This is a genomic window from Archangium sp. Cb G35 (genome assembly GCF_001896145.1).
GTDB classification, from domain to species: Bacteria; Myxococcota; Myxococcia; order Myxococcales; family Myxococcaceae; genus Archangium; species Archangium violaceum.
In genome coordinates this window covers 417,749-439,409 of sequence record NZ_MPOI01000007.1, presented here as the reverse complement: position 1 = coordinate 439,409, position 21,661 = coordinate 417,749, and the positions used below count along the sequence as shown (strand labels likewise).

Annotated in this window: 20 protein-coding genes and 1 tRNA gene; 10 read left to right on the top strand and 11 right to left on the bottom strand. The window is 66.8% G+C overall.

Features of this window, described 5'->3' with window-relative positions:
* Window positions 1-60 precede the first annotated feature (60 nt).
* The gene (locus BO221_RS23280) at window positions 61-1,509 is read left to right on the top strand and encodes a trypsin-like peptidase domain-containing protein (RefSeq protein WP_073562672.1); all 1,449 of its coding nucleotides are present in this window, start codon (window positions 61-63) and stop codon (window positions 1,507-1,509) included.
* Between the two features lie 12 nt (window positions 1,510-1,521).
* On the opposite strand, the gene BO221_RS23275 is transcribed toward BO221_RS23280, so the two are convergent.
* A complete protein-coding gene (locus BO221_RS23275; protein WP_073562671.1) occupies window positions 1,522-2,196 on the bottom strand; it encodes a DUF6066 family protein in 675 nt (224 codons plus the stop codon).
* Between the two features lie 207 nt (window positions 2,197-2,403).
* Here BO221_RS23275 and BO221_RS23270 point away from each other — a divergent pair, with 207 nt between their 5' ends.
* A complete protein-coding gene (locus BO221_RS23270; RefSeq protein ID WP_043398228.1) occupies window positions 2,404-2,769 on the top strand; it encodes a PilZ domain-containing protein in 366 nt (121 codons plus the stop codon).
* Window positions 2,770-2,845: 76 nt separating this feature from the next.
* Here the strand turns inward: BO221_RS23270 and BO221_RS23265 are convergent, their stop codons facing one another.
* On the bottom strand, window positions 2,846-4,396 hold the full coding sequence (locus tag BO221_RS23265; RefSeq protein WP_073562670.1) for a Glu/Leu/Phe/Val dehydrogenase: 1,551 nt from the start codon (window positions 4,394-4,396) through the stop codon (window positions 2,846-2,848).
* Between the two features lie 311 nt (window positions 4,397-4,707).
* Between BO221_RS23265 and BO221_RS23260 the strand changes: the two genes are divergently transcribed.
* From BO221_RS23260 to BO221_RS23250, 3 genes are all read left to right on the top strand, one after another.
* Window positions 4,708-4,783: transfer RNA gene (locus BO221_RS23260), tRNA-Thr, on the top strand.
* Window positions 4,784-5,119: 336 nt separating this feature from the next.
* Window positions 5,120-6,313: an AHH domain-containing protein gene (locus BO221_RS23255; RefSeq protein ID WP_083681287.1), complete on the top strand. Its 1,194-nt coding sequence runs from the start codon at window positions 5,120-5,122 to the stop codon at window positions 6,311-6,313.
* 9 nt (window positions 6,314-6,322) lie between these two features.
* Window positions 6,323-6,889, top strand: coding sequence for an imm11 family protein (locus BO221_RS23250; protein ID WP_073562668.1), 567 nt, complete (start codon window positions 6,323-6,325; stop codon window positions 6,887-6,889).
* Window positions 6,890-7,083: 194 nt separating this feature from the next.
* Here the strand turns inward: BO221_RS23250 and BO221_RS23245 are convergent, their stop codons facing one another.
* Complete coding sequence (locus tag BO221_RS23245) at window positions 7,084-7,695, bottom strand: hypothetical protein (protein ID WP_073562667.1); 612 nt, start codon at window positions 7,693-7,695, stop codon at window positions 7,084-7,086.
* A 512-nt stretch (window positions 7,696-8,207) separates the two neighbouring features.
* Here BO221_RS23245 and BO221_RS53915 point away from each other — a divergent pair.
* From BO221_RS53915 to BO221_RS23225, 4 genes are all read left to right on the top strand, one after another.
* A complete protein-coding gene (locus BO221_RS53915) occupies window positions 8,208-8,549 on the top strand; it encodes a hypothetical protein (protein ID WP_143195626.1) in 342 nt (113 codons plus the stop codon).
* Between the two features lie 363 nt (window positions 8,550-8,912).
* A complete protein-coding gene (locus tag BO221_RS23235) occupies window positions 8,913-11,027 on the top strand; it encodes a hypothetical protein (RefSeq protein WP_143195625.1) in 2,115 nt (704 codons plus the stop codon).
* 556 nt (window positions 11,028-11,583) lie between these two features.
* Entirely contained in the window at window positions 11,584-12,681 is a 1,098-nt protein-coding gene (locus BO221_RS23230) for a hypothetical protein (protein WP_143195624.1), read from the top strand.
* 10 nt (window positions 12,682-12,691) lie between these two features.
* Window positions 12,692-13,015 carry a hypothetical protein gene (locus BO221_RS23225; RefSeq protein WP_143195623.1) on the top strand — a complete coding sequence of 108 codons (324 nt, stop codon included), beginning with the start codon at window positions 12,692-12,694 and terminating at the stop codon, window positions 13,013-13,015.
* Between the two features lie 111 nt (window positions 13,016-13,126).
* Here the strand turns inward: BO221_RS23225 and BO221_RS23220 are convergent, their stop codons facing one another.
* The 7 genes from BO221_RS23220 to BO221_RS23190 form a co-directional block, all read right to left on the bottom strand.
* Complete coding sequence (locus tag BO221_RS23220) at window positions 13,127-13,792, bottom strand: hypothetical protein (RefSeq protein ID WP_143195622.1); 666 nt, start codon at window positions 13,790-13,792, stop codon at window positions 13,127-13,129.
* Between the two features lie 20 nt (window positions 13,793-13,812).
* A complete protein-coding gene (locus BO221_RS23215) occupies window positions 13,813-14,655 on the bottom strand; it encodes a hypothetical protein (RefSeq protein WP_073562661.1) in 843 nt (280 codons plus the stop codon).
* Between the two features lie 441 nt (window positions 14,656-15,096).
* Entirely contained in the window at window positions 15,097-16,380 is a 1,284-nt protein-coding gene (locus BO221_RS23210; protein ID WP_233166224.1) for an SGNH/GDSL hydrolase family protein, read from the bottom strand.
* Window positions 16,381-16,561: 181 nt separating this feature from the next.
* Entirely contained in the window at window positions 16,562-16,744 is a 183-nt protein-coding gene (locus BO221_RS23205) for an SIP domain-containing protein (protein ID WP_255408485.1), read from the bottom strand.
* Window positions 16,745-16,777: 33 nt separating this feature from the next.
* On the bottom strand, window positions 16,778-17,185 hold the full coding sequence (locus BO221_RS23200; protein ID WP_073562660.1) for a DoxX family protein: 408 nt from the start codon (window positions 17,183-17,185) through the stop codon (window positions 16,778-16,780).
* Between the two features lie 33 nt (window positions 17,186-17,218).
* Window positions 17,219-18,082: a pirin family protein gene (locus tag BO221_RS23195; protein ID WP_073562659.1), complete on the bottom strand. Its 864-nt coding sequence runs from the start codon at window positions 18,080-18,082 to the stop codon at window positions 17,219-17,221.
* Window positions 18,083-18,262: 180 nt separating this feature from the next.
* Window positions 18,263-18,883 (bottom strand): TetR/AcrR family transcriptional regulator, encoded by a 621-nt coding sequence (locus tag BO221_RS23190; RefSeq protein ID WP_073562658.1) that lies wholly within the window; start codon window positions 18,881-18,883, stop codon window positions 18,263-18,265.
* A gap of 85 nt (window positions 18,884-18,968) precedes the next feature.
* Here BO221_RS23190 and BO221_RS23185 point away from each other — a divergent pair, with 85 nt between their 5' ends.
* Complete coding sequence (locus BO221_RS23185) at window positions 18,969-20,525, top strand: NAD(P)/FAD-dependent oxidoreductase (RefSeq protein ID WP_083681285.1); 1,557 nt, start codon at window positions 18,969-18,971, stop codon at window positions 20,523-20,525.
* 15 nt (window positions 20,526-20,540) lie between these two features.
* On the opposite strand, the gene BO221_RS23180 is transcribed toward BO221_RS23185, so the two are convergent.
* Complete coding sequence (locus BO221_RS23180; RefSeq protein WP_073562656.1) at window positions 20,541-21,605, bottom strand: L-dopachrome tautomerase-related protein; 1,065 nt, start codon at window positions 21,603-21,605, stop codon at window positions 20,541-20,543.
* Window positions 21,606-21,661 lie beyond the last annotated feature (56 nt).

Sequence of the window (21,661 nt, the reverse complement as noted above, 5' to 3'; positions counted from 1 at the left end):
GACGCGGATCCGGACAATCCCGGGAAATAGGCGGAGGGAGTGGTTGTTCGAGCCCTCGCCATGGCCCGTGTCGTGAATCCCCGAGCTCCCGTCCTGCTTCCCCTCCTCGTGCTGCTCTCGCTGGTGCTCGTCCCGGGTGTACGGGCACAGCAGGGAGCGCTCGCGCCGTGGCTCCAGGCCCGGGCGCGGGAGCATGCGGCCTGGGCCGAGGACTCCAACCGGGTGAACAGCGGGCCGATGGGGCTGTGGCGGGAGTGGGTCTCCAGCGAGCCGATGCTGCCGGGCTTCGTGCCCCCCACCTCACTGGCGCCGCTGATCCGCGCGGTGGAGGCGGGCGTGGTGAACATCAACGTCATGGAGACGGTCCACCCGTTGCGGGGCGCGACGCGCTCGGCGAGCGGCTCGGGCTTCATCCTCACCCCGGACGGGCTGGTGGTGACGAACAACCACGTGGTGGCGCGCGAGAACGAGGCCGCGAGTGAGATTCTCGTGCGCCTGTCGGACGGGCGCGAGTTCCAGGCCGAAGTGGTGGGCCGGGATGCGTCCACGGACGTGGCGCTGCTGCGGCTCCTGGGGAAGGGCGTGGGCGGGTTGCCGGCGGTATACCTGGGGGACTCGGACCGGATGGAGGTGGGGGACTGGGTGGTGGCCATTGGCAACCCCTTCGGCCTGGACCACTCGGTGTCGCACGGGATGATCTCCGCCAAGGAGCGGGTGATCGGCGTGGGCCCCTTCGACGACTTCATCCAGACGGACGCGCTCATCAACCCGGGCAACTCGGGCGGGCCGCTCTTCAACATGCGGGGCGAGGTGGTGGGGGTGAACACGGCCATCATCACCGAGGGGCAGGGCATCGGCTTCGCGGTGCCCATCAACATGGTGAAGGATCTGCTGCCCAACCTGCGCAAGAACGGCCAGCTCCAGAAGGGCTGGCTGGGCGTGGTGATCGACGAGCAGCCCCAGGTGGGCACGCGCGCCGCGGTGGTGACGCGGGTGTACCCCACCAGCCCGGCGGCGCAGGCGGGCATCCGCCCCGGAGATCAGGTGGTGCGGGTGAACGGCAAGCAGGTGGACTCGTTCCAGCAGCTGTTGCGCAAGGTGGCCATCATGGCGCCGGGGTCCGAGGCGAAGCTGACGCTGCTGCGTGACGGGGTATCGCAGGAGGTGCAGGTGAAGCTGTCCGCCCGTCCGGCGCAGGAGGTGCTGGCGGCGATGAACAGCCCGGGCAACCTGGGCGAGCTCGGCCTGGTGCTGAGGGACGTCACCCCCGAGGTGGCCGCTCCCATGGGCCTGGAGCCCTACGGGGGGGTGCTGGTGTCCGGGGTGTTGCCGCGCAGCCCGGCGGCGAGCGCAGGGCTGCGGACGGGTGACGTGGTGCTGGAGGTCAACCGCCGCAAGGTGAAGGACGTCGCGGCGGTGCGGGGCGCGCTGGAGAAGGGCGCGAGCGCCTCGGTGCTCCTGCGCGTGCAGCGCGGGGATGTGCAGCAATACGTCGCGCTGAAGTACTGAGCTGCCCGGCGGCTACTTCTTCTTGCCCTTCTTGCCGCCCTTGCTGGCGGGCTCCTTGGGCGCGGCCGTGGGCTGATCGGCGAACCACAGGCCCAGCGGATCTCCCGTGGGCGCGAACGTGAGGAGGATGGCCTCGATCCGCGCCGCCACGCCCTGGGCCTTGCCGCCCTGCTTGCGCGGGATCGTCCACACCCCCTGGGGCGTGAAGACGATCTGCGCCCGGATCTTCTTGCTGGAGAAGAGCCGCAGGAAGTCGGTGGCGGCCCAGCCCTCGGGGGTGGTGCCGGTGATGCGGATGAGGGGCAGGAGCGGGTTGCCCGCAGAGTCCGTCTGCGTGGGCATGCCCTGGGTGAGCGCATAGGCGTCCCCCGGGAAGTAGGGGAGGACCTGGATGGTGTAGTTGCCGCTGCCGGGCTGGTACGGGCCCGGGGTGAGCATGGTGGCCGCGTCCTCGCCGACGATCATGTACAGCTTCCGGCCGCCGTACTTCGCGCGGAACGCCTCGGCGTTGCTCTTGCACGACGGGTTGACGAACAACCCGGCGCACTCGCCGATGTACTTGTCCAGGAACGACGAGAGGCTACCCAGGGCCTCGGCCTGATCCCTCAGCTGGGCGAAGCGCGCATCCACGTCCGCCAGGGCGAGCGTGGGCAGCAGCAACAGGGCGGTCAGGAAGAGTCGTCTCACTCGGGGGCTACTCCAGGAAAAGGGGAAGAGAAAAGGGGAAGGAGGGGAGGCCGGATGGTGCCACCCCCGGGCCCCTCCGGGCACCCCGGAGATGGGTACGTGGTGGTACGTGCCGGTATGTGCCGGTATGGGCTGGTGGAGATTTTGACTACATGCTCGCACCATGTAGTTTCTGTCCCACCTTCCCCCCTACCCGGAGGCAGCAGTTTGGCACCACAGGCCCAGGTCCGAGAGCGGCGTACCCACCTGCGTTTCGACAAGGTTTTCACCATCTACCTCTCGACGGAGGGGGGGTTGAGCCGGGGAATCGGCCGCAACATCAGCGCCCAGGGCATGTTCGTGGAGACGCGGGAGCACCTGTCGCTGGGTGAGCGGGTGAAGGTGACGTTCGCGGGCGAGGACGGCACGGAGATGACGTGCCTGTGTGAGGTGCGCTACCAGGTGGCGCTGGCGTACGGGCGCAAGGATGGGCGCGAGGGCAACAGCCGCGGCGTGGGCCTGCGGGTGGTGGCCTACGAGGTGGCGGAGGATCAACCCCTGCTGCTGGTGGCGCGCGAGCGCGTGATGCACTGAGCGGACGGGGGGCGGAAAAGCGAAAGGGCACGGCCGCCAGGAGCAGCCGTGCCCTTCGTGCTTCAGGGGGAGGGGCTTACTGCGAGAAGCCCTCGAGGAGGTAGTGGGCCTCGATGCGCTTGAGCGCGAGGATCATCGCGGCGCAGCGGGGATCCACTTCCTTGCCGATGCAGTACTGCCGGCTGTCGTGCGTGTCCGAGCGGCGGGCCTGGTTGCGGGAGATGTCGCGGATGATGCGGTAGTTGCGCTTCATCGCGTGCTCGAGGCGCTGGTTGACCTCGGCCTCGCTCCAGCGCTCCATGCGCTTGTTCTGGATCCACTCGTAGTAGCTCACCGTCACGCCGCCGGCGTTGGCGATGATGTCGGGGATCATGTCGATGCCGCGCTTCTGCAGGACGCGATCGGCCTCGGGGGTGGTGGGGCCGTTGGCGCCCTCGGCGATCAGCTTGACCTTGAGGCGCTCGGCCACGTCGGCGGTGATCTCGCCACCCAGGGCGGCGGGGATGCACATGTCGGCCTGGACCTCCCAGAAGTCCTTCTTCTCGATCTTCTGGGCGCCGGCGAACCCGAGCACGCTCTTGCGCAGGTTCTTCGGATCATTGAGGTGGGCGATGAGGGCGGGCACGTCGATGCCGTCACCGTTGTAGATGGTGCCGTCGGCGTCGTTCACCGCGAGCAGGCGGGCGCCCATCTTCTGGAGGATGGAGGCGCCGTGGCTGCCCACGTTGCCGAAGCCCTGGAGGATGAAGGTCTTGCCCTTCAGGGTCTCACCCTTCTCGGCGTAGTAGTCCTCGATGCAGAAGGCCACGCCCTGGCCGGTGGCGGCCGCACGGCCCTCGGAGCCGCCGATGCGCACGTCCTTGCCGGTGACGATGCCGCGCATGTTGTGCCGCTCGCGCTCGCCGTCCGAGTACTGACGGTACATGAGCGCCATGATGTCCCCGTTGGTCCCCACGTCGGGCGCGGGGATGTCGATGTTGGGGCCGATCATGCTCTTGAGCTTGTACATGAAGCGCAGGGTGATGTTCTCCAGCTCCTCGCGGCCGTACGAGCGCGGATCGATCTGGATGCCACCCTTGCCACCGCCGAACGGAACCTCGGAGATGGCGGTCTTCCAGGTCATCTCGGCGGCGAGCGCCTTGAAGAGATCCAGGGAGACCTCGCGGTGATAGCGGATGCCGCCCTTGTAGGGGCCGCGGGCCTGGTTGTGCTGGACGCGGTAGGCCTTGAAGCGCTGGGACTCACCGGGCACCAGCTGGTACACGTTGCCGTCCGGCAGGCGCAGGTGGCCGCGGCTGATGTTCACGTCCGAGCCCAGGAGGGCGCGGCCGTTGAGGATGATCTTCCCGTCGGCGAGGCGCTCGAGACCCTCGGGGTTGCGCACCTGGGTGACGGAGAGGCTGGCGAAGTCCTTGGCCTGCTCGGGGGCGAGCGGGACCAGACGGTCCTTCAGCTTCGCGGTGACGTAGAAGATGTGCTCGTAGTCGGGCTCCTCGAGCTCCAGACGAACGCGCTTGTCGAGACCGATGAGGTCGGCGGCGCGATGGAAGATCTCCATCGCCTCCGTGTAGACGGTGCGCTTGGGCGTCGGGGCCGGGGCGCGCATGAAATTCTCTTCGCTGGCCATGTGAAAAATCGCTCCTTGGGGAAAGGCGATTGTTGAGTAAAGGCGGGGCCCTTATGCGCATAGGCCCCCCATGAGGTCAACCGCCGGGCAGGCTTGTTGGAATCCAAACTTTTAGTTGTTTCAGGTAGTTAGCCAACGCGGCGTGTCATTCACGGCGTGTGCTCGCCTGCGTGCTCTCCTGGGCTGTGGTGGCGCGGGAGGAGGGCGGGTGGAGGCTGGAAGTGGAGGGGATGAAAGAAGTGCTTGCCCTGTCCGGAACCGCGTGTTACTTCGCGCCCATCTTCGGTGACGCCGAAAAGCGCTGTGGTTGTGCCGACATAGCTCAGTCGGTAGAGCAACTGATTCGTAATCAGTAGGTCCCCAGTTCAAATCTGGGTGTCGGCTCCATGAACGGGTCGCCAGGTGAAAGCTTGGCGGCCCGTTCTCTTTGTGGGCTACCGCAGACGGAGACCCATCCCCTGGGCCCTCCACCTTTCCGGCCCACGCGAAAAGCTGGGAAGGTGCGGCATGTCCACCCGTCATGAGGGGCCACACCCGTCAGGCACCTGGCCTCGCCCTGGGTTTAGTGCCTGGGCCCTCATCGTCCTCGTCCTCCAGGCCGCGTGTGTCACGGGCGTTCCTTTGACACCCCGCGTCCATGTGGACGCGCGCTCATCCGTGGCTATTGCGGAGGCCGGGAAGACGGGGGCGGCTGAGGTTGCGGACGAGCAGGTTCGTCTCTCCTTGCCCACCCGATTCGGCGCGGTGCAGGTGAGCGACTTCGAGCTCAACGAAGCCCTCACCACCCTCACGCTGAACATACCGCTGCGGGTGGTCGGCTCGCACTTCCCGCTCTGCCCCAACCGGAAGCTGGCGCTGGCTTTGGTTCCGCTCACAGGCGAGGAGTGGCGCACACCCCTGGCGCGGTCCTACGGGAGCTTCTGCGAACGGCAAGGTACGCCGGGTGACTGCCTCGGGTTGTTCAAGGACGGTCCGGGCCTGAGTGGCGAGGACAAGCGCGACCTTGCCCTGGCGCTCTCCGTGAATGCGGCGCTGGAGGCTCGGGATGCCGAGCTGCGCAGCATGTTCTCCACGACGCAGCTGTGGACGATGCTCAGCATCACCATCATTGGATACATGGCCTTGGTTGCGGCACCCGAGCCGGTTTCTAAGGGCGTCGCCGCGGCACTCGCCGTGCTCATGTGGGGATACCTGGGCTGGGAGCTCTTCGACCTGGTGAGGGCCTACTTCAAGCTCTGGGAGGAGGCGGCGGAGGCCAGCACGTTCGCGGAACTGCGCGAGGCGGGGGACCGCTTCGGCAAGGTCATCGGGCCCAACAGCGTGCGGATTCTCCTCCTGCTGGGCACAGCGGCGGTGGGGGAGACGGCGGCGCTCGTGTCCAAGGCCCCGACGCTGCCGGGCTTCGCGAAAGCGGCCGGTGCGCTCGAGTCCCATGCCGGCATCCGAGACGTGCTCACGGCCGTGCAGGAGGCGGACAAGGTGAAGGTCGCCGTGGCCGAGGGCACCTTCAGTGTCGTCCTGCCCGCCAATGCCGTGGGCATGGCCGCGAGGGGCTCTCCCGCTCGCGCGGACCCGCCGAAGAAGAAGCCGGACGTGCACCACATCGCCACCGTCGAGAACGAGGTTTCCACCGCGCGTGGCGGACCCTGGACACCACGGTTCAAGAAGCTCTTCGACAAGGCCGGGATGAGGATGAAGGACGTGGAGAACACGGTGCCCATCGAGGGCCACAAGGGGCCTCATCCTGAGCGGTATCATCGCATTGTGTTCCGAGAACTGGACCAGGCGATGCAGGGCTGCCGTGGTGTCGCGGAGTGCCGGGCTGCGCTGACGAAGGCACTCGGCGTGCTGGCCGAGGAAATCGCCACGCAGGGCACGGAGCTCAACCAACTCGTCACCCGAGGTGCGTCGCGCTAGATATCCGGCATGTCTCAGCGCTTCTTCGAGTTGTACGATGATGTCTACGTTCCGGGTCGCTGGCTCCTGGACAATCCGACCGACAGACAGGGGCGTGAGGTGGACGACCCCTGGATATTCAGGAGTGGCGAACCCGTGCTCATCGACGGGCGATTGAAGGTTCCCATCGAGCATGCGGGTAGAGCGCTCGATTTCAGTCTCGCGGGCCTAAGCGTCCCCGTCGTCCATGTCAGGGCCGCCAACATCTTCACGGAACTCGCCCCTGACGACGTGCAGCTCTTCCCCGTGGACCTTGAAGGTCAGCCGGACCAGTACCTCATCCTCGTGGCCACGCGGCTCATCCCCTGTATCGATGAGCGGGCTTCCCGGATACGGCTCTGGACGCACGAGGATGGGCTGCCTCACAAGGTCGGGCAGTACGCCTCCGTGCGTGACATGCGCATCGATCCGTCGAGAGTGGGCGATGCCAGGGTGTTCCGCGCTCGGGGGTGGCCAGGCCCCCTCCTCATCTCCGGTGACCTCAAGGAGGCTCTGGAGCGCGCGGGCATCACCGGGGTGAAGTTCGAGGAGGTCTGATGGGCTCTGAGCTGGCGCGGCGCTTCGTGGAGAGCGGCGAGGAGCACCTGTCGCGTCTCAGAAGGAGGCCCGTGGCGTAGCACGGAGTGGCAGTAGCCCCGGGCTGGTGATGCTGCGCGCCACTCGAGGCCAAAAAAGCCGGGGGGCTCGTGGGCCACTACCGGCATGCAGCTGCGAGAGGGCGGGGGAGAGCGTCAGGGGGCGCGGGCCTCCGGCGCGGTGCTCCCGTTGCCCTTGCGCTTGCTGCTGGAGGAGGACTTCTTGCCCGTCTGCTCCTGCCTGGGCGGAGCCTCGGTCGTGCGCTGACGCCCGGGCACAGCGAAGACCTCGCCCTTGTCCTTGCCGTGGAGAAATTGCTCCACCGCATCCTGGCGGCGCGCCAAGTCCGCCACGGCCTCGCGCAGCTCCTCGCCGAGATCCCGCGTCTCGCTCCGCTGGGCGTCGAGCTGGCCCTCGAACTCGGCCATGGAGGTGATGACCTCCGACTGCGCGTCGGCGATGAGCCCTTTGAACTCGGTCACCGTCTTGGTGTTCATCGCGGCGAGCTTCTCCAAGAGCTCCGTGTGCTTCCTGTCCAGCTCGTCCGGGGCCAGCTGGCCGTGGAGGTTCTTGATCGACTCGGCCGTCTCGAGCACGCCCGCTGCGTCCTGGAGGTGCCCCTGCTTCCGCTCCTTGGCGTCGGGCTCTTCGTCCGAGAGCCAGCGGCCGACCCGGTCACGGTTGATGTAACCCGCGATGCCCAAGGTGGTTGCAGCCGCAGCGGCGATCTTGCCGAGGTTGTTGACGATGAAGGGGATGAAGACCATGAGGGACTCCGGGTGTGGACGGGAGGAAATCCCGGCTCAGGAGCTGATACCCACAGGAGGCTGCGGATTTCGCATGCAGGAGAGGGTGGGAGCGGCTGGCCGTCGTCATCGAGTCGTAGGGCCTGCCAACCGCGTGGTTGCGCAGGCCCGGATCGGGGGCATTCGGCCTGCGGCGCTCCTGGTATAGCGCGGCGCGCAGGTGCATGACGAAGGAGCCGAGCGCAGCTAACGTCTCCATCATGGCAACTCCCAGCTACACACTCGGGGATTTTCTCGCGCAGCTACCCGGCGTTCCGAAGCGCGGCGCGCAGAGTGCCGCGACAGACGTCCTTCACCGAGCCGGTGCGTTTCAGGGGTCGGTGGGGCGGTGGCCGGCCGCCCGCGAGATCCCGACAAGGTATGGGAGCATGGTCCTCGTGTATCCGGCCGGGGCCCGGGCGCTCGTGGCGGCGTACCATGAGGGACGCCTCCCGCTACGCAAAGGGGCGCAGCCCGGCGATTTGCCGAAACACATGGCCGCTTGGGTCGCGTTGACGGAGGACGAGCTGGACGCGATGGTCGAGACGCTGCCGACGTCGCACGAGCTGCTCCGGGAACTGGACGCGCTCCGTCGGGATCAGTGTCCCCATGGGGCCGGCGACGAGCGCCGGGCGTGGCTTGAGGCGCACCCCCTTCGGCATCGGGGCGTGACGTTCCAGGTGGACCGCGGGGAGATGGCCTCGAACTCAGGGAAGTCCATCGTCGCCCGGTGGACCGACTATTACGGCAGCGATGGCTCGGTATATGCGGCCGCTCGTCCCGCCCCGAATCGCACCAACGATCCCGAACGCAACTGGGGCCTCGGGCGCGAGTAGGTGGCGCTCGTCCGCTCATTCGCCCGCTCGCTCACCCGCCTAGAAGGCGGGGATGCCTAGAGCCCCTTGGGCAACACGCTGGCCCAGGCCGCCCTCACAGGAGGGGGGTGGCAGCGGTCGGCCCGCAGCCAATTGACTGGCTGGATCGGATGTCGCGGACACGGTAGGGTGCGACCACCGCTTCACCAGCGATGGCCCCCCGCGCAGCCGCGCGGCCTGGCAATCGCTGGAGGGCGCGGTTCAACCGGCGCCGTGACCTTGGCGCGCAACCGTGCGTTCTGGACCTACGCGGAGGAGGCGTTCCGCGTGCCGCCAGTCGTACGGGACGCGTGCCCGAGGGCATCTCGCCAGGAGCACATCGTCATGAGTACGAAGCAGAATCGCATCAGTACGAAGCAGAATCGCAGCGCCGCGGAGCAGGGGGCTGTGCCTGTCCCTGGTGGCACGTCCAACGTCCCGCTCTCCTCGCTTGATCCCACGGCGGCCCCGCCCAACGACGGTGGGCCGCACGGGAATCGCGAGTCCGTGCAGACCGCGATCAACGTGCCCCTATCGCCGAGCAACCCCGCCGCCCCTCCGGACGCCGGGGCCCTTCGCGTTGAGAACGTCACGTTCATTGTCGACCGGCTCTACCAGGACTGCGCGCCGGGCCAGTTCGTCCGCGAGCTGACCGCTAACGGGTTGCAGTGGCTGCCGCCCGAGGGCGGGCAGGTGATCTGGACGATCCACCGGCCGATGTACGACCACGAGCAGCTCACGAAGCTCTGCTGCATCGACACCGGTATCGGCATGACGGGCCCGCAACTCGTCTCGCATGTTGCGGGGCTCTCCAAGAGCGGGCGCACGCAGTCGATGGAGGAGAACTTCGGCGTCGGCGGTCGCATCTCGACGGTGCCCGCGAACCCGGAGGGGGTGGTGTACCTCTCGTGGGTCAACGGGCAGGGGGCGATGGTCATCCTCAAGCACGACCGGGCCACCGGGCGGTACAGGCTCGAACCCTTCGTGCATGCCGACGGCTCGCATGAGCTGTGGGGCCAGGTGCCACCGGAGCAGAAGCCGGACGCCATTGACCAGCATGGCACCGTGGTCATCCTGCTCGGCAAGACCAAGGGCGAGGACACCACCGTCATGCCTCCGGGGCTCCACACTCCGAAGCGGTGGATTACGCGCTACCTCAACGGGAGGTTCTTCCGCTTCCCGGCAGGGGCCGACGTGCGTGTGCACGAGGGCTGGCGGCTCCCGAAGGGGGACCAGCACAACTTCCTGCGCAAGATCTCCGGCCTCGAGGCGTGGCTCAACGATCCGAAGAACCGGTTCGATTCCGGCTCGGTCCCCCTGAGTGGCGCCACGGCGCACTGGTGGATTCTGCGCGAGGACGCCGACACCAACAGCGGCCACTACCCCACGCCAGGCGTCGTCGCGGCCCTGTGGCAGAATGAGCTCTACGACGTCGCGGTCGCGCCGGCCGGTAATATCCGGCTCCAGAGCTTCGGCGTGGTGTTCGGGATGAAGCGGGTCGTGCTCATCGTCGAACCCGACTCGACGGCGGGGTCGCTCACCTCGAACACAGCGCGTACCACGCTGCTGCTCAACAGTGAGCCGCTGCCGTGGACGGATTGGGCCGAGGAGTTCCGTGCGCGGTTGCCGGCGCCGCTTCGCAAGCTTATGGAGGAGAGCGCGCCCAAGACGATGGATCCCGATCACCGCAAGAGCCTGCTCGACCGGCTCAAGGGAGTCGCGGACCTCTTCCGCTTCAGCCGCTACCAAGCCTCACGCCGGGGCACGGTGCAGGCCGATCCGGACTCGGTGACGAGCGGCTTCGCGAACCCGGGCGAAGAGGTCGTCGATCCGCCCCAGCCGCCCGAGGAGCCGTCCGTCAATCCGGTTACCCGGACGCGAAAGCGCGGTACGGGGGGGGCGGCGGACTACTTCACGCAGCGTGCGGCTGCGAACGCCGTTGGCGTGCAGGCGCGCGAGGTGAAAGTGCCGGACCTGCCCAAGGTCTACTGGGTCAGCACCAGCGACAGCAGCCGGAACCCGGACGAGATCGAGGACCAGGCGGCGCTGTACATCGAGAGCGCGCACGTGCTCAAGATCAACGCGGACTTCCGGGTGTTCACGGACATGATTTCGCGCTGGCAACGGCACTACGCGCACATCCCCGGGGCTGGAGTCATCGTTACTGAAACGGTGAGGTCGTGGTTCGAGCTCCAGCTCATTGAGGCAGTTCTGGCCGCCCGGGCCCTCAAAGGGTCTAGCCCGCTCTGGACGTCGACGGATGTTGAGTCGATCCTCACGCCTAGGGCGCTGACGGCGGTCGTGTTGCCGCGCTTCCACGTCGACCAGATCGTGGGGCGCACACTCGGCACTCGCATCATGTCGCTCGACCGGGCCCGCCAGCTCGCGGGGGCTCAGGCCCCAGGTGAGACCCCGTCCATGTCCGGTGTGCCTACCAACGGCGAGGCGAGCGCTGACTAGACGGCCACGTGGTTGCCATCCCGGGCGGTTTCGCCCACGCGGCCCATCGAAGGTGCGGCTTGGGGCTGCTCGTGTTGGGTAATTTGTTGGGTAATTCGAGCCGCCACCGGTAGCCAAGCAGGGCCAAAAGAGGCCATATTTCGCAGTGTTTCCGGCTGGTTACGATGATGGCCCGAGCCGGCTCCACTCATTCGTAATCAGTAGGTCCCCAGTTCATATCTGGGTGTCGGCTCCATGAACGGGTCGCCAGGTGAAAGCCTGGCGGCCCGTTCTCTTTTTCGGGCCTTCGTTTCCCAGCCCGTGCGACGCGCTGGGGAGGTGACGCTTGATCACCCGGCTCATGGGAGCGGCTCCGGCGCACGCGCGGCGGCGCCCGGGGTTGGGCGCCTGGGCTCTTATTGTCCTCTTGCTCCACGCTGCGTGTGTCACGGGCGGGCCTCGGGGCGGTGTGCGAGTGGGGTCTCCCGCGTCCGAACCACCCCCGGTGGTCGTGGAGGCCGAGGTTGGGGATGTGCGAGTCCACCTCTCCCTTTCCACCCGGTTCGGGGCGGTACGGGTGAGTGACTCCGAACTCGATGAGGCCCTGGCCACCCTGGTGCTGAACGTACCGCTGCGGCTGGCCGACTGTCCTGTCCCGCTCTACCTCCACCGGAAGCTGGCGCTGGCCTCCGTTCCGCTCACGGGCGAGGCGTGGCGCACGCCCCTGGCGCGCTCCTACGGGAGCTTCTGCGAGCGGCAAGGCACGCCGGGCGATTGCCTCGGGTTGTTCAAGGACGGGCCGGGCTTGGACGGCGAGGACAAGCGCGATCTCGCCCTGGCGCTCTCCGTGAATGCTGCGCTGGAGGCGCGGGACGCGGAGTTGCGAGGCATGTTCTCCGCGAAGCAGCTATGGACGGCGCTGAGCCTCACCATCATCGGATACATGGCTTTGGTTGCTGCACCCGAGCCTGTTTCTAAAGGCGTGGCCACCGCACTGGCCCTCCTCATGTGGGGCTACCTGGGCTGGGCGCTCTTCGACCTGGTACGGGCCTGGTTCAAGCTCTGGGAGGAGGCGGCGGAGGCCAGCACGTTCGCGGAACTGCGTGAGGCGGGAGACCGCTTCGGCAAGGTCATCGGGCCCAACAGCGTGCGGATTCTCCTCCTGCTGGGCACGGCGGCGGTGGGGGAGACGGCGGCGCTCGTGTCCAAGGCCCCGACGCTGCCGGGCTTCGCGAAAGCGGCCGGTGCGCTCGAGTCCCATGCCGGCATCAGCGACGTGCTGACGGCCGTGCAGGAAGCGGACAAGGTGAAGGTCGCCGTGGCCGAGGGCACCTTCAGTGTCGTCCTGCCCGCCAATGTCGTGGCCATGACGGTGAATGGGCCATCGAAGTCCGAGCATGCCCGGCAGCGACAGCTGGAGGGCCGGCCTGTCGGGACAGCGTTCAACGATGTGAGGAACGCTCGCCCTTCCGATGTCTTCATTCAGTCGGAGAACGGCAGATTCGTCGTTCGGGGTCCGAACGGTCGAGAACACATCTTCGAGCAGAACGGTACGCACGTTACGACTGTAGCTGTGCGCAGCGCGGCTGCGCACAGGAGTAGAGTCCAAAGTGGTGTTCTCCGGCTGGCTACCGGGCACGAGTTCAATGCATTCAAGTCTCTCTTCGGGAGGTGATATGGAACCCATGAGTCTGGATGTGTTGCTGGAGCTCGTTTCTGGCGACATCGTTGGAATGAAGCGCCATCAGGAAGTTCTGAGGACACTTCTCTCCAGTCCAGCCGGTGAGTGGCGGGAGCTCCGGCGACTCGACCCGACAGACGCGCTCGCAGCGGAGTGCCAAAACTACTCTCCGGACGTGGGTCCAAGGGTTCTGGATGGTCTCCGGCTAGCATGGACGCCCCATCCGGATGAGCCGTCAGACAGTCCTTACTGTCTCATCCTGTTCTTCTACGGCCGAGACGGGCTGATATGGCACTCCCTGGCCATCTTCAACCGCGACACGCTGTGATGGGTCATCTTGTAGGGTGAGGCGTGGAGTCGCGCTCGTTGCTGCGGCACCTCACCATGTTGCCGGAGAGGTGCGGAGAGCGCACGGCAGAGGAGCGTGCGGTGAGCCAACTCAGCGCGACTTGCTGAGAGCCTCGGCCGGTTCGCCTTCATGTGCAGTTCCCAGCGTCCCACGGTGCTCAGGTGAGTCGCGCCACTTCCGCAGCTTGCCAACCACGGTGGTACGCACCGCCAACTCGCTCTCGATGGAGACGAGCGGCCATGCGGCGACCTGGAGGGTGCCCTCGTTCTTGAACCACTCCGGGTGCAGCCCCGGCTGAAGGGTTCGCTCTGCCGCCATGGGGTATACGCCCTTGAGCGTCCCCTCCATCCACGGGCCGCTGTTGTAGACGGTCTTGACTTCATGGAGCGCCATAGGCTTCGGGAATTGCACGTGTGCTGCAACGAGGAGGGCGTGCTCCGCGTCGCAGGAGGGCAGCAGGTGCACCTCGATGACCGCCAACTCTGAAGTGGGCGCGCTGCTATTGCGGTTGGTGAGGCGCGGCCAGTAGGGCCGTCCCAATGTCGCCTGTAGCCATGCTTGCGGCGCGTTGATGTTGCGGCGCAGGTCGTCGAGCTTCACCTCGGCTCCGATCGCGCTCTCAAACCCGAGGTCGTCCATCGCGCTGTCGACTGCGTTGAGTAGACCCTGTATTTGCGCGAATGTGGAGCGCATGAAGCGGGAGCACTCGAGAATCTTGCGACCGAGGTCGCCTCCGGCTGGCGAGGAAGGCGTCATGGTGTCACTTGGTAGATAGGTCACGCAGGCGTCCACCAGGTCGCGTGCGTAGGAATGGATGAGGGGGGCGAGAGGTGGCGGAAGAAGATACTGCCGAGGCTACCCCGCCAGAAGGCCGCGTGAGCGGGAGGAACTGTGAGTGGGGGTGCTGGGTCGCGGAAGCCAGCGAAGGGCCTCAACCCTTTGCGATCGAGCAGATCCCTCAGGTCGCTGACGATGCGCGCGGCCACGCTTCCTCCGGCCTCTGCGGCCGGGAGGCAAGTGAAGAGGTCGCGCCAGCTGAGCCAGTAAAATGCGTCACGGACCTCGTCAGGACGCTTGAACTGGCTGATGCTTTCCTCGAATTCCCCCCATGGGGGGGCGGCGTGCGCGGTCACGTATAAAAGGCTCACCCGTCGCACCTTGGTGGGCTCATACGGACGCGGGCGCACGTTATGGGCGCGCAGGGCGGTGAGATAGTCTGCGAGCTGGTCGCCACAGGCAATGAGTGGCTCCTCATCTAGATCATCTGCGGCGAGCTCATTGCCTGGGTTGCGAGCCCGGCCGCTTTTCCCCCTGTGGTACTTGCACTCGATGGCCACGAGTTCGACCGTCCCTGATAAGAGAAGGACGAGGAGCAGATCTGCCTCACGTTCAGCAAGCTTCGGCCAGAAGACGAGGGCTGCGTCCTGGACGTCTGATGGGAGGAGAGGGCGGGCGTGAGTTGCTAGCGGGGTAGCCCGCGCAATCCAGGGGAGGAGCGCTGCAGCGGGTGGAAGATAGCTCAGTGTTCCGAAGACATTGGACGTAAGAACGTCCTCGCTGCGTTCAGTCGCGTTGCTCGAGTCGTCAGCAATCTTCCCGTGAAGCTCAGCCTTGAGCATGTGGGTACCCGTCTCGCAAGCCTGCTTGGCGGTCGTGCATGCAATCGAGAATGAGGCTAGCCGATGGGCAGTTTCATGTCAGACGCCTTTGGCGCTCCGAGCGGAGCCGCACCATCCGGGAGGACGTGTGCGGCTGGAGCCTGAACCACCCGGCTCATGGCAGGGCCTCCGGCGGACGTGCGGCGGCGCCCGAGGTTGAGCGCCTGGGCTCTTGTCGCGCTTCTGCTCCACGCCGCGTGCGCTACGAGCGTGTCTCGGGGCGGTATGAGTGGGGTCTGCTTCCGGGCCACCTCCGGTTGTTGCGGAGGGTGGAGCCGGGGATGCGCGGGTCCACCTCTCCCTACCCACCCGATTCAGAGCGGTGCGGGTGAGCGACTCCGAGCTCGATGAGGCCCCGGCCACCCTGGTGCTGAACGTACCGCCGCGGCTGGCCGGGCTCCCCTACCGGAACAAGGCCAGGTCGATGGCATTGGCCATCGCCTCGTAGCCGGCATCGTTGGGGTGCAAGTGGTCGCCGCTGTCGTACTCCGGGCGCATCTGGAGTGGGTCGGCCGGGTCACGCGTGGCCGCATCGAAGTCGATGATGCCCTTGACCTGTGCGGTGTTGGCGCGAATCCAGGCATTCACCGCCTGCCGTTTGGCCTCGGTCTCCTCGCTGTAGTACGGCGGGAAGGTGCCCTTGAACGGGAGCAGGGTGCCCAGGAACACCGCGACGTTGTGGGCCTTCGCCTGATCCACCATCGTCTGGAGGCCAGCGATGATTTCGTCGGCTGTCACCGCCTGCTCCGGCGCGAAGGCTCCGAAGCCGATGTCGTTGATGCCGATCAGGATGATGGCGTGGGTGGCACCCGTCGTGTCCAACACGTCACGCTGGAAGCGGTCCACTGCCCTGGTCCCGATGACGTCGTTGAGCACCCGGTTGCCCCCAATGCCCTGGTTGACCACGCTGAACCCTTTCAACTCCGGGTCGGCCGCGACGCGACGCGCGAGGAAGTCGGGGTAACGGTTGGTCGCATCCACGGTCGAAAGCGCGCCGTCGGTGATGGAATCCCCAAAGGCGACGATGACTCCGCGGGCATCGTCGTTGCTCACGTCGATACCGGTCACCCAGTAGTACGACTGCCGTGTCTCCGTTGGGGTGAAGGTCGCGCTGCCGAGGGCGTTTCCGGCCGCGATCGAGATGGTCTGCTGACCCTGCGAGTGCACGGTCGCCACGGGCGTCGTCTGGGGCACGTACACGGTGACTGCCACGTCCGTCTGGGATGGGAGCGAGAAGCGCGTCTCGTCACTCCAGGACTCCTGGCCGACGGGAACCGTCACGGACTCCTGACCGTTGAAGCGGAGGACGGTGTCCGTGGAAGCATCGATGGATGCGCCGCCCGTGCTGCGGGCGATGTGCACGCCGCCGAGGGTGACCGGAGCGGTGCCGAAGAGGTTCGACACCTTCACCCGAACCTTGTCCCCGCCGGCCGATACCCGCATCACATGCCGTATCGATTGATCCTGGAAGGATTGCGGCTCCGGCTGCGGCACCCCCGGCACTGGAAAGGGCTCGTTGTAGTCCTGCGGCGCGGCCGTCCATGTGGCCTGCAAGCGCTGCGTATTGCCGCAGGCGCTCAGGCCGGTGGCGAGGCACGCGGCAGCCACGAAGCCGAAGAAGCGCCGGAGGGTCACCGCCTCCGGCCAGTGGCGGGGCGGGGTGTCTTTCGTGGCGGTGTTTCTCATGATGGGTTCTCGCTCTGTGCGCTGGTTCCGATGCGTGGCCACCATAGGGCCTGGGGCTGACGAGCTTGTCGATTGCCCTCTTTCTGACGGTGGAGAGATGAACTCCGCGCTCGTTCAACGGCGAACCGCCCAGGCCAGACCGTCTGGTCTTCCACCGGCATCGAGACGGCCGCGATGACCTTCAGCCGTCGTGCGTGCTCGGCTCCCCACGCACGACCCATTCCGGCCGCCAGGAGGCCCGGGTCACGAAGGTCTGCACTTCGCCCTCGTTCGCCACGGCCACCACGGTTGTCACGGGTACTCCCGGGCGCAGCGCTTCAACCCGGCGGCCGATCGCTGGCAGCGCGCTCTCGTCGCCAACCAGCAGGTAGGGGAGGGGAGGCCTGCCCCCCGTGTCTCAGGCCTGGCTCTTCGCGCCCCGGCGCGCGGCGTCGACACTCCAGATGCCCGAGCCGTGCGCGGCGATATAGAGGAACACGAAGCAGTAGAGCGCGGCGAGCTCGCCCTTGTTCACGATGGGGAGGATGTTCCACTGGGCGGGAATCACGTGCCCCATGAAGTAGGCGACCGCCATGGTGCCGCTCGAGATGAAGGCCGCCGGTGAGGCGAACAGCCCGAGCAGGATGAGCACGCCGCCCACGAACTCGATGCCTCCGGCGCCGTAGACGATGAACGCGGGCGCCCCGGCGGGCACGCCGCCGAACATGCCGAAGAGCTTCTGCATCCCGTGCAGCGTGAACATGAATCCGCTCATGATTCGGAGCAGGGCATAGATGCGTTCGGCGTGGGGCTTCAGGAATCCCATGACTTCTCCTTTTCTTGATGCTTTCAAGACATGCTAACGACGGGGCGGCGGACCATAGCGGCCAGAGCGGTACTCGCCCATCACCCGCAGTATGTCTGCCTGGGTGTCTCCGATGAACGGCCCGTAGCTGACCAGTTGATCTCCCTGGGGCTGGCCGGCGTACAGCAGGGCCCTCGCCCGGGTGGTCCCGGTGATTCGGATGGAGCCAAGTCCACCGGCTTCCGGATGATCCAGCCAGCCCACCTGTCCGGGCCGCAGTGTCCTGGCGTCGGGGCCCACCGAGATTTCTCCCTCCAGCACGTAGAAGAAGCCGTTGTACGAGGCCGGCAGGTCCTGCTCGATGGATGCGCCCGGCTCGAGCTGGAACTCGGCGAGGGTGACGGGCACGTAGTTCTTCGTCTCCGACCGCACCCCTCCCGAGCTGCCGCTGTACAGCCGGACCTCCACTCCCGGCTCTCGCCGGACCGGGAGCTGCGCGTAGGGAATGTCCTGGAAGCTGGGGGGAGCCCATCGCTGCGCCTTGGGCAGCGTCAACCACAACTGGAGGATGCGGCCCTGGCCAGCCTCCTCCAGTCCTTCGCCGTGGATGACTCCACTTCCCGCCGTCATCCACTGCACGTCACGCTCGCCCAGCCTGCCGTTGTCGTGGACCATCCCGCCCTTCACCACCAGGGTCACCGTTTCGAATCCGGCGTGCGGGTGGGGTCCGCCCTGCAACTTGCCGTCGATGCGGTCCTCCATCAACAGGATGAACGGATCGGATCGTGCGTAGTCCTCCGGCGAGATGACCGGCACCACGGTGTGCGCGGGCCCGAACTGCCCCGGCGTGGGAGCGGGAAGGTCGATGATCCGCTCCAGGCGGCGCTCCACCCCTCGCGGTTGATGTGTGCTGGTCATGATGTTTCTCCTTGGCTGGTTGGCCACGGCTCTGAAATGCCGAGGCCGCCATGGACGTGCCATGGCATCCAGTCCAAAAGAATTGACCAATCGTCCAGACTCCCAGGACGAGCAGGGCTCCGGCGTCCTCGCCGGGGTGCCGGACTCGATCCGCCTGTCGAGGGGGTCTGACCGCCTGGCTCAGCGTCCCCTGAGCACCAGGCACAGGCGCATGGCGGCGCCAACGACCTCGTGGAGCGGCTGCGAGTAGCCGCTCGAGATCCACTTCAATGCGACGTGGATGACGCCGCCGACCACTCCCGCGCGCAGCAGCGGGTCGCTCGCCGCGCTGCCATCTCCACGAGGGGAGAGCGTCCGCGCGATGAGGTCGCCAAACTCATGGAGCGAGGCCTCGAGCGCCTGGTCCACCGCGGGGCTGACGCCCGAGATCTCCACGAGGAACACGCGCGCCGACTGGGGATGGCCCTGGAGCGCCTCGTAGTACGCGGTGAGCATCGCGCGCGCCCGCTCGACCGGACCCCCCGAGGCTTCCGCGATGGCCTTCTCCAGCTCGCCGAAGAGGAACCGCATCACCGCCTGGAAGGAGGCGACGAGCAGCTCCTCGCTGTTGGAGAACGACTCGTAGAAGTAGCGCTCGGTCAGCCCGGCTGCCTCACAGACGGCCTTCACCGTCGCATTGCGATAGCCCTGCTCGCCATAGACCTGGATGGCCGCCTCGAGGAACTGCTCACGTCTCTGGGCTCGGCGCTCTTCCGCTGAGGAGCCGCGATAACGCCGGTTGGCCACGGGAGAGGAGGGCATGTGAGTTCTATTGACATGAACCGTTGTCAGATGCAATTTGACAATGTGCGGTGTCAATTGCTTCGCCGCACGGGAGCGAGCATCCATGACTGACCGGGCAGGACTCGACGAACACGCCTCGGGCGCTTCGGCCGCGAAGGCGGAAGCACCGGTGGAGCACTTCGACGTGCTCATCGTTGGCGCGGGACTGTCCGGCATCGGCGCGGCGTATCACGTGCAGGCCAGGTGCCCGGGCAGGACCTACGTGCTCCTCGAGGGCCGCGAGGCGATTGGCGGCACCTGGGATCTCTTCCGCTATCCGGGCATCCGCTCGGACTCGGACATGCACACGCTGGGCTACTCGTTCCGGCCGTGGACCGACGCGAAGGCGATCGCCGATGGACCGTCCATCCTGCGCTACGTGCGCGAGACGGCGAGCGAGTATGGGATCGACCGGCACATCCGCTTCCGGCACCACGTCAAGCGGGCCTCCTGGTCCTCCGAGCACGCTCGCTGGACGGTCGAGGCCGAGCGTGGGCCCGAGAAGGAACGGGTCCGCTTCACCTGCAACTTCCTGCTCATGTGCAGCGGCTACTACAACTACGCCGAGGGCCACCGGCCCGGGTTTCCCGGTGAGGCACGCTTCCAGGGCACCCTCATCCATCCGCAGTTCTGGCCGGAGAAGCTGGACTACGCGAACAAGCGCGTCGTGGTGATTGGCAGTGGTGCGACCGCCGTCACCCTCGTGCCCGAGATGGCCAGGACGGCCGCGCACGTCACCATGCTGCAGCGCTCGCCGACCTATATCGTCTCGCGTCCGGCCGAGGACCGGATCGCCAATGGGCTGCGCCGTGTCCTGCCGTCGAAGCTCGCCTATGGGATCACGCGGTGGAAGAACGTGCTCCTCAGCATGCTCTTCTACAAGCTGGCTCGGAAGATGCCCGAGCGGGTGAAGGCGGTCATCGTCCGCCTGGCGCGCGAGCAGCTCGGTCCCGGCTACGACGTCCACTTCACGCCGAGCTACAAACCGTGGGACCAGCGCATGTGCATGGTCCCCGACGCCGACCTGTTCGACGCCATCAAGCAGGGCCGCGCCGCGGTCGTCACTGATCACATCGAGACGTTCACGGAGAAGGGCATCCAGCTCGCCTCCGGCCAGGAGCTGGAGGCGGACATCATCGTGACCGCCACGGGGCTCAAGCTGCAGCTGCTGAGCGATATCGAGTTCAGCGTCGACGGCGCGCGGTGCAACCTGTCGAAGAGCCTCAGCTACAAGGGCATGATGTTCAGCGACGTGCCGAACCTCGCATTCACGTTCGGCTACACCAACGCGTCGTGGACGCTGAAGGCGGACCTCACCAGCGAATATGTCTGCCGCCTGCTCAACCACATGGCGCAGCAGGGCGTGACGGCCTGCATGCCGCGCCGCGACCCCTCGGTCGAGGAGATACCGCTGCTCGACTTCACGTCGGGCTATGTCCAGCGGGCGCTCGACGTGATGCCGAAGCAGGGCTCGAAGAAGCCGTGGCGGCTCTACCAGAACTACGCGCTCGACATGTTCATGCTGCGCTTCGGCAGGGTCGACGACGGCACGATGGTGTTCTCCCGTGCGCCGAAGCTGCTGAAGGCGGGCGCCGGAGATTCCCGGCGCGACGCCGCCTGACGAGGTCCGCCGGGCTCAGGGCTGGAAGCGGTAGATGCCGTAGGGACCGCGCTCGGCCGGGGGCAGGTGGATCTGCGTGGTGGTGACGTAGATCCACCCCCGCGGACCCTCCGCGAAGCTGTCCGGCCAGAGCAGGCGGTCGTCGCGGATGACCTGCTCGTAGGCTCCGCCCGGCACGTACCGGTAGATGGAGCCATCCTCCAGTCCACCGAGCCACAGCACTCCCTTGCCGTCGAAGAGGATTCCATCGGGCGCCACGATGGTGTGCGCCTTCTCCACCCGGCTGGCGAGTGCCTGGTCATCGAGGCTCGTGTCGAGCAGCGCCTCGGTGGGAATGCGCCAGAGCGTGTGGCCCGTGAGCGAGGACCAGTAGAGCGTCTTGCGGTCCAGGGGGAGCGCGATTCCATCTGAATGGACCTTCTTGTCGAAGCGGCGGCCCAGCACCATCAGGTGGCTGGCGTCGGCGTGGGTGGACGGATGATCCTTCAGCACCTTGCGCGAGCTGCCGCTCTTCAGATCCAGCACCACCAGACCCCCGGCCTGCGAGTCGGTGAGGTAGGCCACCTGGCGCTCCGTGTCGATGCGGACGTCGTTGAGGTAGCTGTCGCCGGAGGACACCTCGGGCGGGAAGCCATAGGTGTGCACCAGCCGTCCACTGGAGATGTCGAACTGGTGGAGCCGGGGCGTCGCGATGACTCCCTTGAACCGGGGGTTGCCCGTGTCCACGACCCAGAGCCGATCCTGGTCGTCGATCACCACGCTCTGCACGGCGACGAAGCGGTTCAGCTCGGTCGTGCCCGGCGTCCACTCGTTCCAGGTGGCATCGGGCCAGGCGGAGACCTGTCCGTTCTTCAGCTCGGCCACGGAGACGGGCACGTCCTCGGACCAGCGGGGAAAGTTGACGAAGATGCGGCCGTCCTTCGAGACCGCGATCCCCGTCCACTGCCGCGGCGACTGCGCCACGAGCTCGAGGGCCGGGGCCTTGTTTCCCCCGGAGCGTTCGGCGGTTCCGGGAGCGGGAGCGTTTCGGACACAGGCGGCCGTCGCCAGGGCGGCGAGGGCCAGAAGAAGCGGACGCATGGAGAGAGCCTCCTGGGTGGAAATGACGCACCGCAAGATGCAGGAGCGCGGACGCC